The 14,415-nt window shown below is 68.0% G+C and carries 14 protein-coding genes; 1 reads left to right on the forward strand and 13 read right to left on the reverse strand.

What is annotated here, in order from left to right; all coding sequences use genetic code 11:
• Nucleotides 1-45: 45 nt before the first annotated feature.
• A complete protein-coding gene (locus BBJ41_RS22785; RefSeq protein ID WP_069748551.1) occupies nucleotides 46-972 on the forward strand; it encodes an ADP-ribosylglycohydrolase family protein in 927 nt (308 codons plus the stop codon).
• A 19-nt stretch (nucleotides 973-991) separates the two neighbouring features.
• On the opposite strand, the gene BBJ41_RS22790 is transcribed toward BBJ41_RS22785, so the two are convergent.
• The 13 genes from BBJ41_RS22790 to BBJ41_RS22850 form a co-directional block, all read right to left on the reverse strand.
• Entirely contained in the window at nucleotides 992-1,567 is a 576-nt protein-coding gene (locus BBJ41_RS22790; RefSeq protein WP_069748552.1) for a GNAT family N-acetyltransferase, read from the reverse strand.
• 166 nt (nucleotides 1,568-1,733) lie between these two features.
• Nucleotides 1,734-3,134, reverse strand: a complete 1,401-nt coding sequence (locus tag BBJ41_RS22795) for an MFS transporter (protein ID WP_069748553.1) — start codon at nucleotides 3,132-3,134, stop codon at nucleotides 1,734-1,736.
• 30 nt (nucleotides 3,135-3,164) lie between these two features.
• Nucleotides 3,165-4,409, reverse strand: coding sequence for an NAD(P)/FAD-dependent oxidoreductase (locus tag BBJ41_RS22800; RefSeq protein ID WP_069748554.1), 1,245 nt, complete (start codon nucleotides 4,407-4,409; stop codon nucleotides 3,165-3,167).
• Nucleotides 4,406-5,368 (reverse strand): VOC family protein, encoded by a 963-nt coding sequence (locus BBJ41_RS22805; protein ID WP_069748555.1) that lies wholly within the window; start codon nucleotides 5,366-5,368, stop codon nucleotides 4,406-4,408. Before BBJ41_RS22805 ends, BBJ41_RS22800 begins: the two co-directional genes overlap by 4 nt.
• A gap of 18 nt (nucleotides 5,369-5,386) precedes the next feature.
• Nucleotides 5,387-6,877, reverse strand: coding sequence for an aldehyde dehydrogenase (locus BBJ41_RS22810; RefSeq protein WP_069748556.1), 1,491 nt, complete (start codon nucleotides 6,875-6,877; stop codon nucleotides 5,387-5,389).
• 82 nt (nucleotides 6,878-6,959) lie between these two features.
• On the reverse strand, nucleotides 6,960-7,775 hold the full coding sequence (locus BBJ41_RS22815; protein WP_069748557.1) for an aspartate dehydrogenase: 816 nt from the start codon (nucleotides 7,773-7,775) through the stop codon (nucleotides 6,960-6,962).
• Nucleotides 7,768-9,435 carry a thiamine pyrophosphate-binding protein gene (locus BBJ41_RS22820; protein WP_069748558.1) on the reverse strand — a complete coding sequence of 556 codons (1,668 nt, stop codon included), beginning with the start codon at nucleotides 9,433-9,435 and terminating at the stop codon, nucleotides 7,768-7,770. Before BBJ41_RS22820 ends, BBJ41_RS22815 begins: the two co-directional genes overlap by 8 nt.
• A complete protein-coding gene (locus tag BBJ41_RS22825) occupies nucleotides 9,428-10,225 on the reverse strand; it encodes an SDR family oxidoreductase (RefSeq protein WP_069748559.1) in 798 nt (265 codons plus the stop codon). Before BBJ41_RS22825 ends, BBJ41_RS22820 begins: the two co-directional genes overlap by 8 nt.
• Nucleotides 10,222-11,079, reverse strand: coding sequence for an IclR family transcriptional regulator (locus BBJ41_RS22830; protein WP_069748560.1), 858 nt, complete (start codon nucleotides 11,077-11,079; stop codon nucleotides 10,222-10,224). The genes BBJ41_RS22825 and BBJ41_RS22830 overlap by 4 nt, the downstream gene beginning before the upstream one ends.
• Nucleotides 11,076-11,987, reverse strand: a complete 912-nt coding sequence (locus BBJ41_RS22835) for an alpha/beta fold hydrolase (RefSeq protein WP_069748561.1) — start codon at nucleotides 11,985-11,987, stop codon at nucleotides 11,076-11,078. Before BBJ41_RS22835 ends, BBJ41_RS22830 begins: the two co-directional genes overlap by 4 nt.
• A gap of 18 nt (nucleotides 11,988-12,005) precedes the next feature.
• Complete coding sequence (locus BBJ41_RS22840; RefSeq protein WP_069748562.1) at nucleotides 12,006-12,533, reverse strand: cupin domain-containing protein; 528 nt, start codon at nucleotides 12,531-12,533, stop codon at nucleotides 12,006-12,008.
• Nucleotides 12,534-12,562: 29 nt separating this feature from the next.
• Nucleotides 12,563-13,333, reverse strand: a complete 771-nt coding sequence (locus BBJ41_RS22845) for an SDR family oxidoreductase (RefSeq protein ID WP_069748563.1) — start codon at nucleotides 13,331-13,333, stop codon at nucleotides 12,563-12,565.
• A complete protein-coding gene (locus tag BBJ41_RS22850) occupies nucleotides 13,326-14,396 on the reverse strand; it encodes an aromatic ring-hydroxylating dioxygenase subunit alpha (protein ID WP_069748564.1) in 1,071 nt (356 codons plus the stop codon). The genes BBJ41_RS22845 and BBJ41_RS22850 overlap by 8 nt, the downstream gene beginning before the upstream one ends.
• Between the last annotated feature and the right edge of the window lie 19 nt (nucleotides 14,397-14,415).

The raw sequence follows: 14,415 nt of genomic DNA on the forward strand, positions 1-14,415 counted from the left end.
ATTGGTCTAATCTGCAACGCGAGCCGCCAACCCGAGCCTCCTCCGATGACCACCAATCCGACCCGACTCTCCCGCCTGCGCGGCGGCCTGCTTGGCCTGCTGGTCGGCGACGCGCTGGGCGTGCCTTACGAATTCCACGACGCCGAGTCAATCCCGCCTCCCGCCGCGATCGACATGACGCCGCCGCACGGCTTCGAGCACGCACACGATGGCGTGCCACCCGGCACCTGGAGCGACGACGGTGCGCAGGCACTCGCGCTGCTCGATGCACTGTTGCACGACCGTGACCTGAATCTCGACACGTTCGCCGGCAACCTGCAGGACTGGTTTCATCGCGGCGCATTCACGCCGGACGGGCGCGTATTCGACGTCGGCCTGCAGACGCAGCGCGCGTTCCACGCACTCGCGGCCGGCAAGGCTCCGGCCGTGGCCGGGCCCGATGGCGAGCGCGACAACGGCAACGGCTCGCTGATGCGCTGCTTTCCCGTGGTGATGGTCGCCGCGTCGCGCGACGAAGCGATCCGGCTCGCATGCAAGCAGAGCCTCGTCACGCACGGCCACGTGCGCTCGCAGCTTTGCTGCGCGCTGTATTGCCTGACGGCGCTCGGTATCGTCGAAGGCCAGTCCGCACCCGACGCCGTGCGCGCGGCCGAAGACGATTTGCTGGCGCGCTACGAACGCACGAACGACGAAATCGAGCTGAAGGTCGTGCTCGACGGCCGCTTCGACGCGCCGCAAGGCTCCGGCTACGTGGTCGACAGCTTCTGGTCGTCGATCCATTGCCTGCTGTCGACGGGCAGCTACGAAGACTGCGTGAAGCGCGCGATCGCGCTCGGCAACGACACGGATACGACGGCGGCCATCGCGGGCAGCCTCGCCGGTGCGCTGTATGGCGAGCCGGCGTTGCCCGAGCGGTGGATCGCGACGCTGCGCGGGAAGGAAAAAGTCGAGGGTTGGCTCGCGAAACTGTGAGCGCCCCGCGCGACGCATTTCACGCGATATCCGCCGGCCGATACGGCCCGCGCCGATCACTCGCCAGCAATCCGTACAGCGCGCTGTCCGACACTTCGTCGCCGACGATCCAGCGTTCGCGCAACAACCCTTCCCTGACGAAGCCGAGCCGTTCCAGCAGCCGCGCCGACGCCGCGTTGCGCGGATCGATATCGGCCTCGAGCCGGTTCAGACGCAGCGTGCCGAACGCATGGTCGATCACCGCGTGCGCCGCTTCGCGCATGTACCCGCCGTTCCAGAATTTGCGCCGCAGGCTGAAGCCGATTTCAGCGCGCCGGCACTGCTCGTTCGCATGGAACAGCACGCATTCGCCCAGCGCGTCGCCGGTTTCCCGCAGTTCGAGCACGCACACGAAATCCTGCCCGCTCGCCGACGTCCGCAGGTTGCGTTCGATGCGCTCCGCCGCCTGTTCGACGTGCGTCATCGGCGCGAACGAGAAATAGCGCATCGCTTCCGCATCCGACCAGATCTCGAAGAAGGCCGGCGCATCCGCTTCGCGCAGCGGACGCAGAACGAGGCGGGATGTATTCAGCGTGACGGGTTCGAACAGGGGCATGACGATGACCGGAAGAAAACGGGATCGTGAATTAGACCATGCAAGCCACACGTCAACAATTGCATGCGTTCGCGCTGCCCGGCGACACTACCGCACCGCCCCAAACAAAAAGCCCGGACATCGTCCGGGCCTTTCCTTTCACGTCAACCGTTGCTGCCGCCCTCGCTCACGCTTCGAGTGCTTCGAGCACCTTCCCCTTCGTCTCGATCCCAACGAAATGCACGGTCACCGCCGCAATCAGCGGCACGATGCCGATCAGGTAGAACGCCGGCGCGAGGTTGCCGCCGATGATCGCGTGCGGCACGACCATCGGCGCGACGAACGACGCGATCTTCAGCCACGCGCTGCCGAGCCCGCAGCCTGACGCGCGGATGCTGGTCGGATACTGTTCCGGCGTGTAGACGTACGCGGTAATGAAACCCGACGCCATCAACCCGAGCGACAGCGAACAGAAGATCGCGACGACGTACACCGACGACGCGTGATAGATGCCCGCGAACGCCAGCGACAGCGCGCACAGCACGAACGACCACACGATCACCGGCTTGCGGCCGAGCTTGTCGACGAGCAGCGCCGACGCCAGCGAACCGAGCACGCCCATCACCGAGCCGATCACCGCGAGGTTCAGCGCGAGCTGCAGCGGCGCGTGATAGAAGTTCTTGTAGATCGTCGGCAGCCACGTCGACAGCCCGTACTGGATGAACCCGCACGTCGCCCACAACGTCGCCACCGCGAGCGTGCGCTTGCGATACGCGGCGCTGAACAGGTCGCTCATCTTGCGCTTCGGATGCTGGCGCACCATCTCGTCGAACGCGGCCGCCTGCGTGACCGGCGGCAGCTCGCCGCGCACCGACGCTTCGAACGCGCTCACCGCGCGCCCGGCTTCCGGGAGCCGCCCGCGCGATGCGAGCCAGCGCGGCGATTCCGGCACGAGACGCGTGAGCACGACCGACAGGATCAGCGGCAGCCCGCCGACGAAGTACATGATTTCCCAACCGAAGCGCGGCACGAGCCACGCGCCGAGCGCCATCGACACGAGCAGGCCGATCGGGAACACGATCTCGTACAGCAGCACGAAACGGCCGCGGCCGTGCGCGCGCGTGATCTCGTTGATGTACGTCGCGGCGACCGGCAACTCGCCGCCGAGCCCGAGCCCCTGCAAAATCCGCAGCAGCACGAACACCTCGAACGTCGGCGCGAAGCCGCACGCGATGCTCGTGATGCCGATCACGGCCGAGCTCCACGCGATCGCCTTCACGCGGCCGTGCTTCTCGGCCAGCGCGGGAAACAGGAATGCGCCGATCAGTTGGCCGATCGCGCCGGACGCGATCAGCATGCCGATCTGCGTCGGCGACAGCCCCCATTTGTGAATCAGCAGCGGCAGCGTCGCCGCGATCGTGATCACGTCGAAGCCGTCGAAGAACGTCGCGGTGCCGATCAGCACGCGTGCGCGGATCTGCATCGCGTTGGCCGGAAGCCGCTCGAGCCGCGCGATGATCGCGCCGGGCGTGGAGGCGGCAGCTTCCATCGTGGCGCGGCCGGCCACGACGTTGTCGAAAGTGCTCATGCGGGGTGTCTCCTGGATCTTTTTGGCCGGTCAGGCAAGCGCTTTGGTCGTGTCTGCCAGGGCTTCCGTATCCACTGTCCGGCCCTGGTTCATCCACTTGCGTGCGAGCTTCAGCTCGCGTGCGTTGTTCACGGCGATGACACCTCTCACATGCCCGTCGCCCAAGAAAAACAGCGTCGCGCGGCGCGCGGCGAGGTCACCGCGTACGACGAGCTGTGCATCGGCCGGCAGATCGCCGAGGATCTGCAGGTTCACGTCGTACTGATCGGACCAGAACCACGGAATCTCCGCGTACGGCGCGCGCACGCCGAGCACCGCCTTCGCGGCCGCGATCGCCTGGTTCTGTGCGTTGGCCCACGATTCGAGCCGCACGCGCCGCTTCAGCCAGCCGTTGTGATGGTTCGCGACGTCGCCGCACGCGAAGATCGCCGGGTCGCTCGTCGCGCCGAATTCGTCGACGACGATGCCGTCGTCGACGGCCAGCCCCGCATCGCTCGCGAGCGACGCGTTCAACGCGAGGCCGATGCCGGCCACCGCGAAATCGGCGTCGATCGTCGTGCCGTCGGCGAGCGTCGCGCGCACCTTCGACGCGTCGTCCGGTTGCGCGTCGAGCGACGCGAGCGCCGCGCCCAGACGCACGTCGACGCCGTTCGCGCGATGCAGGTCGAGCAGGAAATCCGACACGATCTGCGGCACCGAGCGGCCGCACAGGCGCGGCGCGCCTTCGACCACCACCGCGTCGACGCCGAGCTTGCGCGCGGTCGCCGCGACTTCGAGGCCGATCCAGCCGCCGCCGATCACGAGCACGCGCCGGCTGGCGCGCAGCTTCTCGCCGAGCGCGGCCGCTTCGTCGAGCGTGCGCAGGTAGTGCAGGTTCGGCGTCTTCACGATCGCGTCGGGCAGCCGGCGCGACGTGCCGCCGGTCGCGATCACGAGCCGGTCGTATTCGATCTCGCGGCCGCTCGCGGTCGTCACGATGCGGCGTGCGCGGTCGATCGACGCCGCACGTTCCGGCTGCCACGCCTCGATGTCGAGCGCGTCGAATTCGTCCGGGCGCACGACGCGCACGGTTTCGATGTCGGCGTCGCCGGCCAGCACGGCCTTCGACAGCGGCGGGCGCTCGTACGGCAGATGCGGCTCGTCGGCGATCATCACGAGGCGGCCCGTGTAGCCTTCGGCGCGCAGCGTCTTCAGCACCCAGCCGGCCGCCTGGCCGCCGCCGATCACGACGACCGTGCCGGGCGCGGCCTGCGCCTGCGTGTTCGCTTCGGTCATGATTTGCGCTCCGTCATGAACTTGCCTTCCGGCGCCTTCGCGCTCTTCTGCCGGCGCGTGTTGCCATCGAGGCCGCCGTCGACGGCCCACTCGGCGAACACGGTCGGGCCCGGCTCGAACTCGCGCGGCTGCCAGTCCGGCGTCAGCACGTCTTCGTCCGCGTAATACTCGATCAGCGCGCCGGCCGGATTCTGGAAGTACCAGAAGTACGCGGACGACACCGGGTGACGCCCCGGGCCGAGTTGCGTCTCCCAGCCGCAGCGGTCGATGTGCATGCCGCCGCCGAACACTTCATGGATGTCGCGCACGGTGAACGCGACATGGTTCAGGCCGCGCTTGCCATTCGGCAGCGCGAGCAGGAACAGGTCGTGGTGCCCGCCATGCGGCGCGCAGCGCATGAACGCGCCGCGGCCAGGGTAGCGATCCGACGTCTCGAAGCCGAACAGCTCGTGATAGAACTTTTCCTGCGCGTCGAGGCAGTTCGTGAAGAACACGACATGGCCGACCTCGACCGGCTCCGCGCGCGCATAGATCGGGCTCGGCTGGTCGACGCGCAGCGTCTGGCCCCACACGTTCGACGGCGAGCCCGTGATTTCGAGCGCACGCTTGCGCGTGACTTCGACGCGGATCGCCATCCCGTTCGGATCGATACAGCCAACTGCATCGTCCTGCGCGTAATAGCCGGGCTGGCCGGCGAGCTTCGTGCGCAGCGCGTCGAGTTCCTGCTGCGTCGCGACGCCCCACGTGACTTCACGCAGCGTCGGGCCTGCTTCGAACGCGGGCGGCAGCGCCGGATCGTCGGCCTTGACGACCAGCACGGTGCAGCCGTTCAGCGTCTCGAAGCGTGCGCGCGTGTCGTCGTGCGCGACTTCCTTCAGCCCCCAGTCGGCGAAAAAGCGCCGGCAGGTCGCGAGGTCGTCGACGCCGTACGTGATCTGCTCGATTCCCAAAATGCTCATTGCGTCATTCCCCTTCGCTCAGTTCGCCCACGGCAGCGGCGCGTCGTTCAAGCCCCAGTAGAGGCTCTTCTGCTGCATGTACTCGCGGATGCCGAGACGCCCTTTCTCGCGCCCCATCCCGCTCTCCTTCCAGCCGGAGAACGGCGTGGAGATCGAAAACAGCTTGTACGTGTTGATCCAGACGGTACCCGTCTCGAGCGCACGCGCGATGCGCCATGCGCGCTTGTAGTCGCGAGTCCAGATGCCGGCGGCGAGGCCGAACACGCTGTCGTTCGCCTGCGCGATCAGCGATGTTTCGTCGTCGAACGGCATCGCAACGAGCACGGGCCCGAAGATTTCTTCCTGGCAGATGCGCGCGCTGTTCGGCAGGCCTTCGAGGATCGTCGGCTGATAGAAGAAACCGTTCTCGCGCCCGTCGCCCGACGGCCGCTCGCCGCCGCACAGCAGGCGGCCGCCTTCTTCCAGACCGAGCGCGACGTAGCGCTCGACCGATTCGCGATGCTTCGCGGTGATCAGCGGCCCCATCTGCGTATCGGCGCGCGTCGGATCGCCCACGCGCAGCTTGCGTGCGCCCGCGACCAGACGCTGCATGAATTCGTCGTACACCGCGCGCTGCACGAACAGCCGCGAACCCGCGATGCACGCTTCGCCCGACGAGCTGAAGATGCCGTACAGCACGCCGTTGACCGCGTGATCGAGATCGGCGTCGTCGCACACGATCGTCGGCGACTTGCCGCCGAGTTCGAGCGACACGGGCATCAGCTTCTCGGCCGCGAGGCGTGCGATGCCGCGGCCCACTTCGGTGCCGCCGGTGAACGACACCTTCTTCACGAGCGGATGGCGCACCAGCACGTCGCCGATCACCGAGCCCTTGCCGGGCAGCACGCTCAGCACGCCCTTCGGCACGCCGGCCTCCTCGCAGATGCGAGCGAGCGCGAGCGACACGAGCGGCGTGACTTCGGCCGGCTTCAGCACCACCGCGTTGCCGCCGGCCAGCGCCGGCGCGAGCTTCTGTGCGTCGGACGCGATCGGCGAATTCCACGGCGTGATCGCCGCGATCACGCCGATCGGCTCGTACACGCTCATCGTCAGGTAATCGCCGCGCGACGGCGTCAGTTCTTCGTCGAGCGTTTCGAGGCACGCCGCGAAATAGCGGAACGTGTTCGCCGCGCTGGCCACCAGCACGCGCGTCTCGCTGATCGGCTTGCCGTTGTCGCGGCGCTGCAGGTTCGCGAGCGCTTCATGGCGCTGCATGATCAGATCCGCGATGCGGTACAGCACCTGCGCGCGCTGATGCGGTTTCAGCCCGGACCAGTCGGCGCGGCGCCATGCGGCGTCGGCGGCCTCGACGGCTTCGGCCGCGTCTTCCGCGTTCGCCGTCGACACTTCCATGTTCAGCGACTGGTCGGCCGGATAGTGGCTCGCATAAGGCGCGCCACGGCCGCGCCGCCACTCGCCGCCGATCAGGATGTTGCCGTCGGGTACGAGGCTCGTATCGAAAGGAGTCATTTCACAAGTCCCACAAATCTGTCTCTGCACACCCGCCGTCGCCGTAGCGCAGGCGGGTCTTTCGGCGCTCGGCGCCGCCCGTTCAGATCACGCAGCGGGCCGCGCGGTTGCGCAGCGCGCGGATCGCGCAGAACGCGGTCAACGCGGACGTCTTCGGGTTGTCCGGCAGCGGCTTGCCGCTCATTTCCAGCGACATCTCGCCGAAGGCGCCACGCGCGGTGATGCGGTGCACGTTGCGCGCGACGGCCGGATCGGCGATCAGGCACACGCGCGTCGCGTCGAGGCCGAGGCCCGCGAGCGCCACGGTCGCCGCCACGTTCGCGTTCTTCGGATACAGGCGCGCGGCGTCGCGCGCACTGCCTTCGAAGATCACCTTCGCTTCGGTCATCGCGCGCAGGTCGCACAGTTCCTCGGCCGGCGTACCGAGCCAGCCGAGCGGCGGCTTGCGCCCGACGTACAGCACTTCGTCGAGGCCGCCCTGCTTCGCGGACGCCAGCGCGTCGATGCCGCCGATCGCGCCGGACAGCAGCGTCAGCGTCGCGCCGCCTTCGTCGGCCGCCTGCGACAGCACGTCGAGCAACGCGACGTCGGACAGCGCACCGATCGACGCTACCGCGCAATCGGTGCCGGCCTTCAGCAGCGGCACGACGTGATCGACGAGCGCGCCGTGGCCCGCGCATTCGAGCGCGAACTCGGGGCGGCGGGCCAGCGCGTCGACCGACGACACGACCTCCACCGCCTCGCCGAGCACGTCCTGCACCGCGGTGCGCTGGTGTTCCGGCACGATCACGTGCGAGATGCGCAGCGACGCATCGTGCTCGACCGCGTGGTACACGGCCGCGCCGATCGCGCCGAAGCCGATCATCGCGACGTCGACGGGTGCGTGGACGTTACGCATACTGGCGCTCCGACGGCGCTTCCTTCTTCACCGGCGGGCCTGCGAACTGCGAGGCGAACGAGCCGACCGACAGCATGTCGACTTCGACCATCACCGGTCCTTCCTTCGCGAGCCCTTCGCGCACGATCGTCTCGGCCTGGTCGAGCGACGTGATGCGGTAATGCGTGAGACCGAAGCTCGCGCAGAACTGCGCGAAATCGGGCTGGTGCAATTGCACGAAGCAGCGGCGGCCGCCGTAGTGCGCGTCCTGGATGTTGCGGATCACGCCGTAGCACTGGTCGTTCATCAGCACGATCATCACGTTCGCGTTTTCCTGCACGGCCGTCACCAGCTCGCCGACGTTGACCATCAGGCCGCCGTCGCCGACGAGGCAGACCGTCTTCGCCGCCGCGCCCGCGAGCGCCGCGCCGATGCCCATCTGGATCCCCTGGCCGATGCCGCCGCCGAGCGCATGCACGCCCGCGCGCGGTTCGAAAATCTTCAACAGGCGGTTGCCCCACGTGCTGTTCGAGATCGTCACGTCGCGCACCCAGTTGTAGTCGCGGCCGACGGCGCCCTGCAGCGTATCGACGAGCTGCTTGTAGGGGCCGAGGCCCTTCGACACGTCGGCGACGGCCTGCTCGCGGGCCACCGCGAGATCGGCCGCGAACTGCGGATCGACCGACAGGCGGCCTTCGAGACGATCGGCCAGCTCGGCCAGCACGCGCTTCGAATCGCCGTGCACGAACAGCTCGTTGCGATAGCCGCGGTTGTCGGCGAGCGCATCGGCGTCGACGCGGAACAGCGGCTGCGGCAGCGCGAGCTTGTACTTCAGCGTCTCGTTGCCGCGCAGGCGCGAGCCGACGACGACGAGCGCGTCGCAGGTCTTGTAGAACGCTTCGACGGATGCGTGCACGTTGAACGCGCCGAGCGTCGCCGGGTGATCCTCGGGCAGCACGCCGCGACCCTGCACGCTCGTCACGACGCCGAAGCCGAGCTTCACGAGGCGTTCGACTTCCTCGCGGGCGTGACGCGCGCCGCCGCCGAGCCACAGCAGCGGGCGGCGCTTCGATGCGAGCGCATCGGTCAGCTTCGCGACGCGCGCGGCATCGTGCTCGCGCACCGTGACGTGCGCCGGCGCGAGGTCTTCCGGCCATTCGATTTCGGCGGCCTGGATGTCGATCGGAATCTCGACCGACACGGGGCCCGTCGGCGCGGTCTGTGCGATACGCACGGCTTCGCGGATCGTCGGCAGCACGGTTTCGACCGTGCGCACGCGGAACGCGGCCTTCGAGATCGCGTCGAGCATCGTCAGTTGATCCGGCGCTTCATGGATGTACGCGAGATCCTGGTCGAGGTACGGCGTCTCGATCTGCCCCGTGATGTGCAGCATCGCGGTGCCGGCCGTCAGCGCCTCGACCATCGCGCCGGCCGCGTTGCCCGCCGCCGTGCCCGTGCTCGTGAACGCGACGCCGAGGCCACCCGACACGCGGGCCAGGCCGTCGGCCATGTTCACCGCGCCGGCTTCGCCGCGCGCGCCGACATACCGGATGTTGCCGCGCGAGTTGATCGCGTCGAGGATCGGCATGTTGTGGATCGAGATGACACCGAATGCGGTTTTCACGCCGCACTGCTCGAGAAAGGCGGCAATCAGCTCGCCAACCGTGGTTTTTTCAGACATGGCGTGCAAAGCCTCCAGAAACGTCGATATGGCTGCCCGTCGTGTAGGACGACAGATGCGTTGCGAGATAAAAAAGGGCCCAGGCTGCCTCGTCAGGCTTGCCGAAGCGATTCAGCGGAATGTTCTTCTTGCGCGCGAGCGCGCCGGTCCAGTCTTCCCAGCTTTCGCCGGCCTGCGCCTGCGTTTCGTAGCGGCGGCGCCACTGGCCCGACTCGACGATGCCGATCAGGATCGAGTTCACGCGGATGCGCTGCGGCGCCAGCTCGGTCGCGAGCGACTTCACGAGACTCAGCACGCCCGCGCGCGCCGACGACGTCGCGACCATGTGCGGCTCCGGCTGCAAGGCGAGCAGCGAATTCACGCAGGTGATCGTCGGCGCCTGCGCGTCGCGCAGCAGCGGCAGGAACGCGCGCGTCGGGCGGATGATGCTGAAGTACTTCAGTTCGAGTTCTTCGCGCCACGCGTCGTCGGTCGTGTCGGCGAAAGTCGACACGCGGCCCTGGCCCGCGTTGTTCACGAGCATGTCGGCGCGGCCGAAGCGTGTCGACACCGCTTGCGCGAACATGGCCACGTCGGCTTCGTCGAGCACGTTGCAGCGCTCGGCGAGCAACTGCGCACCCGCGTACTTGTCGCGAAGCATCGCTTCGGCACGCGCGAGACGGTCGCTGTCGCGGCCGCAAATCGCGACCGATGCGCCGGCCTGCAAGAACCGTTCGGCGGTCGCGAGGCCGATGCCGGACGAACCGCCCGTCACCACTGCAACCTGCCCGGTCAGATCGATCTGGATCATCGGAGTCCTAAAGCCTTCAGAAACGTGTGCTCGTCATCCGAGCGGTAATTGAGCCGCCGCGACAATTCCGCCGCCGCGCGCTGCACCTTGTCGATCAGCCCGTCGGCGACCAGCGCCGCATCGATCTCCGGACGCGGCACCGTCACCGTGATGCACGCGACGATCTTCTGCGTCTCGTTGCGCACCGGCGCCGTGACCACCGAAATACCGCGCTCGAACGACGAATTGCTGATGCCGTAGCCGCGCAACGTATCCTCGCGGATCACTTCGTACAGCGCGTCGACCGTCTCCGGCGTCGCGCTCGTCATGCGGTTCAGCGTGCGTTCCGGATACAGCGCGTGCAGCTCCTTCAGCGACAGGTCGCCCATCAGCACGTGGCCGTGCGTCGTCGCATGCGCGGGCAGGCGCGTGCCGACGTTCACGCGGATCGAGCTGAACACCGGCGACTGGCTCTGCGCCTTCGCGACGAACACCACGTCGCGGCCGTCGCGGATCACGATGTGCGTCGTGAAGCCGGTCGCATCGCGCAGGCTTTCGATCACGGGCAGGCCGAGATCGGTCAGCTCCAGCGAGCTCAGGTATTCGAAGCCGAGCCGCAGCACGGCAATGCCGAGCTTGTAGTTGCGATCCTTGTCCGCGCGCTCGAGGAAGCCGAGCGATTCGAGCGTCTGCAGCAGACGGAACACCGTCGTGCGCGGAATGCCGAGCCGCTTCGACAACTCGGGCGCACCGAGCACGGGCTCGCGCGGCGAGAATTCGGCGAGAATCCGCAGCCCGCGTTCTAGGCCGGGCACCACGTAGCTCGCTTCGGACTTCGGGTTTTCGGTGTCTTGTTGTTTCAGCGGTTCGTTCATGCCAGCCCCCGCTGCGTGTCGCACTGACGGCAGAACGTGTCGATCAGTGCGGAATAAACGGCCGGCGCTTCCACGTAACCGGCGTGACCGGCTTGCGGAATCACCTGCATCCCGACGTGCGCGGCCGCGGCGATCCGCTCGCACGCGGCGGGCGGCGTGATCGCGTCGTTCGCGCCGACGGCCACGGCCGTTCGGCCGCGAAAGCCGGCGAGATCGGTCGCGAGATCGGCGTTCGCGAGCAGATGGGTGGCCTGCGCATAACCGGCCGGCACGATGCGCGCCATGTTCCAGCGCACCCACGCACGTGCATCCTCGCTCGCGAACCCGGAAACCATATTGCCGCTGCGCTGCTCGGCCAACCCGGTCGGGCCGAGCTCCGCGAGCATCGCGAGCCGCGCGTCGCGGCGCGATTCACGCGTTTCGGCGGGCGCGCTGCCGTAGCCGCCCGCAGGCGAAATCAGCAGCAGGCCGGCGATCCGCGCGGGCATCGCACGGGCCAGGCCGCCCGCGATGATCGCGCCGAGCGAATGACCGACCAGCACGCAGCGTTCGATGCCGAGTGCCTCGAGCCACGCGTTCAGCGACGCCGCGTAATCCGCGGCGGCCGGCGACGCGCCGTGCACGGGCGTCGATACGCCGTAACCGGGCGCATCCCACGCGAGCACGCGCCGCGATGCGCCGAGCGTGTCGAGCTGGCGCACCCACGATGCGGCACCCGAGCCGATCCCGTGCAGCAGCACGACGGGAAGCGCGCGGCCCGCATGCTGCGCGCCGGCCTCGCCTGCGCCAGCTTCACGGTAGCCGATCGTGCCCGCCGCGCCGGCCTCGCAACGCTGCTCGGGAAACTGCCCGAGCAGCGCGGCGAACGCCGCGGTGCGGTCGCGTTCACGTTTGTCGATGACACTCATTGCTTTACCGGCTCCGTCTCAACGCTTGATCTTCGCGAGCGGCGAATCCGGCGGATACGTCGGCGTGATCGGCTTCGGCGAACCGAGCATCACGCACATCAGCGCGTCTTCCTCGCCGATGTTGATTTCCGTGCGATACACGCCCGGCGGCACCGAGATCAGGTCGCGCTCGCCGAGGATCGCTTCCCACGTTTCGCCGTCGCGCTCGCAGATCACTTTCATCTTGCCGCGCAGCACGAAGAAGATTTCCTCGACGTCGATATGGATGTGGCTCGGGCCGATGTTGCCGGCCGGGATCACCATCGTGGAGAACGTGAAGTTGCCGGCCGGAATCGTGTTGACGTCTTTCGCGACGCCCGTGCCGCCGGTGCCGACATAACGCATCTGCGCACGGCGGTACTTCGGGTCGTAGTCGGCCTGGAACTTCAGCGCGTCCCAGTCGTAGCGCCGCGTCGCGTAGCGCGCCACGCGCCCTTCCATCCAGTCGTTGAAGCTTGCGCCTTCCGGCTGGTCCCACGACTTGCGTTCGAGATCGGCGTCCGCCATCGTCCTCTCCTTCATCAAGGGTAAAAACATCAATTCATTACGAAGCCGCCGTTCACCGGCAGCAGTTGACCTGTCACGAAGCGCGCGGCATCCGACAGCAGGAACAGCACGGGGCCCGTCACGTCGTCGGGCACCTGCGTGCGCGTCAGCGCGCGGCCCTGCATGTAGAACGCGTGACGCTCGGCCGGCACGTACGCCGTGGCCTCGACTTCGGTCAGCCCCGGCGCGATCGCGTTGACCGTCACGCCGTGCGCGCCGAACTCGCGCGCCTGCGCATGCGTCATCGCGATCACCGCGCCCTTGCTCGCGACGTAGGCGAGCAGCCGCGGCGCACCCCACAACGCGGTGTCCGATGCGAGGTTCACGATCGCACCGCGGCCCGACTTCGCGAGGTGCGGCAACGCCGCATTGCTGACGAGCCACACGCCGCGCACGTTCACGTTCATCACGGCGTCCCACGTTGACACGTCGAGCTCCGTCGACAGCTTGCCGCCCGAGTTCGTGATCGCCGCGTTGTTGATCAGCGCGTCGATGCCGCCGAGCGCCGCGGCGCCCTGCGCGACGAATGCGTCGATGCTCGCCGGATCGGCCAGGTCGAGCGCGAAGAAATGCGCGGCATGACCGGCTTGCGCGAGCTGCGCGGCGAGCGCACGGCCCTCGTCGACGAGCACGTCGCCGAACGCGACCTGCGCACCCGACGCGACGAGCGCATTCACGAACGCCGCGCCGAGACCGCGCGCGCCGCCCGTGACGAGCACGCGGCGCCCCGCCAGCGACACGACCGGTGCGAACTCAGCCATTCGCGGGCTCCGCAGCGGCTTGCGCCGCACGATGCGCGTCGAGCGCGGACAGGTGCTCCTGCGCGCGCTGGCGCAGCATCCGGCGCACACGCGTGATGCCGATGTCGTGCTGGTACAGGTATTCGTGATCGCGCGCTTGCGGCGCGAGGCTTTCGAGGACGTAGCGGTCCTGCTCGAGCACGTCCCAATGGAGGCCCTCGAGGCGGTTGCGGTACATGAAGCGCCACACGTCGCGCTGCCAGCCGCTGACCTTGCGAGTGCGCCAGAAGTAGACCTGGCAGTTGTCGCCGTCGACCGGCGTCGCGAAGCCGATGATCCCGAAGTTGCCGCCCGGGCCGAACTTCTGCTTGTACGGAATCGCGAGGCGCATCCACAGGCAGCCCGTTTCGCCGAGCTCGACCCAGTCGAAGTTCACGTCGCGCTGGCCGATCTTCTCGAACATCAGGCCCGTTTCCGTCTTGCGCACGCGCATGTCGGCCTGCTTGTCGCCTTCGGCCATCGAGTGCGACGTCGCATGCAGGTACGCGCCGTGCATCGGGTCCATCACGTTGTCGATCGCGTACTGGTAATTGCACTTCCAGTTCGATACGCACAGGAAGTGGCCGTACTCGTCGGCGACCAGTTCCTCGGGCAGGTTCAGCGGCGCCGGCTCGCCGTGCGCTTCGTCGCCGAACCACAGGAAGATCGCGCCGGCCTTCTCTTCGACCGGATACGACTTCACGCACTTCGTGCCTTCGAGCGGACAGTTCGCGACGGCCGGCACCTTGTCGACCGTGCCGTCGCCGCCGATCTCGATGCCGTGATACCAGCAGGCGATGCTGCCGCCGAGGTTCCAGCCGAGCGACAGGCGCGCGCCGCGGTGCGGGCAGCGATCTTCCAGCGCGTGGACCTTGCCCTCGTGATCGCGCCACAGGACGATCTGCTCGGACAGGCGCGTGAGGCCGACAGGCGCATTCGACACCTGCCAGCTCGGCGCGACGGGATACCAGTAGTTCTTGATGCCGCGGTCGAGGTAGTCACGGACCGGGTCGTGTTGGGCTGCGTGTTGTACGGGGGACGTCATCAGTGTGCTCCGGATGCGG

It is taken from the genome of Burkholderia stabilis (assembly GCF_001742165.1).
Classification (GTDB): domain Bacteria; phylum Pseudomonadota; class Gammaproteobacteria; order Burkholderiales; family Burkholderiaceae; genus Burkholderia; species Burkholderia stabilis.

What these genes read in the sequence shown, in the direction of transcription:
- BBJ41_RS22785 (WP_069748551.1), top strand. Translation starts at nt 46, where the DNA reads ATGACCACCAATCCGACCCGACTCTCCCGCCTGCGCGGCGGCCTGCTT.
- BBJ41_RS22790 (WP_069748552.1), bottom strand. Translation starts at nt 1,567, where the DNA reads ATGCCCCTGTTCGAACCCGTCACGCTGAATACATCCCGCCTCGTTCTG.
- BBJ41_RS22795 (WP_069748553.1), bottom strand. Translation starts at nt 3,134, where the DNA reads ATGAGCACTTTCGACAACGTCGTGGCCGGCCGCGCCACGATGGAAGCT.
- BBJ41_RS22800 (WP_069748554.1), bottom strand. Translation starts at nt 4,409, where the DNA reads ATGACCGAAGCGAACACGCAGGCGCAGGCCGCGCCCGGCACGGTCGTC.
- BBJ41_RS22805 (WP_069748555.1), bottom strand. Translation starts at nt 5,368, where the DNA reads ATGAGCATTTTGGGAATCGAGCAGATCACGTACGGCGTCGACGACCTC.
- BBJ41_RS22810 (WP_069748556.1), bottom strand. Translation starts at nt 6,877, where the DNA reads ATGACTCCTTTCGATACGAGCCTCGTACCCGACGGCAACATCCTGATC.
- BBJ41_RS22815 (WP_069748557.1), bottom strand. Translation starts at nt 7,775, where the DNA reads ATGCGTAACGTCCACGCACCCGTCGACGTCGCGATGATCGGCTTCGGC.
- BBJ41_RS22820 (WP_069748558.1), bottom strand. Translation starts at nt 9,435, where the DNA reads ATGTCTGAAAAAACCACGGTTGGCGAGCTGATTGCCGCCTTTCTCGAG.
- BBJ41_RS22825 (WP_069748559.1), bottom strand. Translation starts at nt 10,225, where the DNA reads ATGATCCAGATCGATCTGACCGGGCAGGTTGCAGTGGTGACGGGCGGT.
- BBJ41_RS22830 (WP_069748560.1), bottom strand. Translation starts at nt 11,079, where the DNA reads ATGAACGAACCGCTGAAACAACAAGACACCGAAAACCCGAAGTCCGAA.
- BBJ41_RS22835 (WP_069748561.1), bottom strand. Translation starts at nt 11,987, where the DNA reads ATGAGTGTCATCGACAAACGTGAACGCGACCGCACCGCGGCGTTCGCC.
- BBJ41_RS22840 (WP_069748562.1), bottom strand. Translation starts at nt 12,533, where the DNA reads ATGGCGGACGCCGATCTCGAACGCAAGTCGTGGGACCAGCCGGAAGGC.
- BBJ41_RS22845 (WP_069748563.1), bottom strand. Translation starts at nt 13,333, where the DNA reads ATGGCTGAGTTCGCACCGGTCGTGTCGCTGGCGGGGCGCCGCGTGCTC.
- BBJ41_RS22850 (WP_069748564.1), bottom strand. Translation starts at nt 14,396, where the DNA reads ATGACGTCCCCCGTACAACACGCAGCCCAACACGACCCGGTCCGTGAC.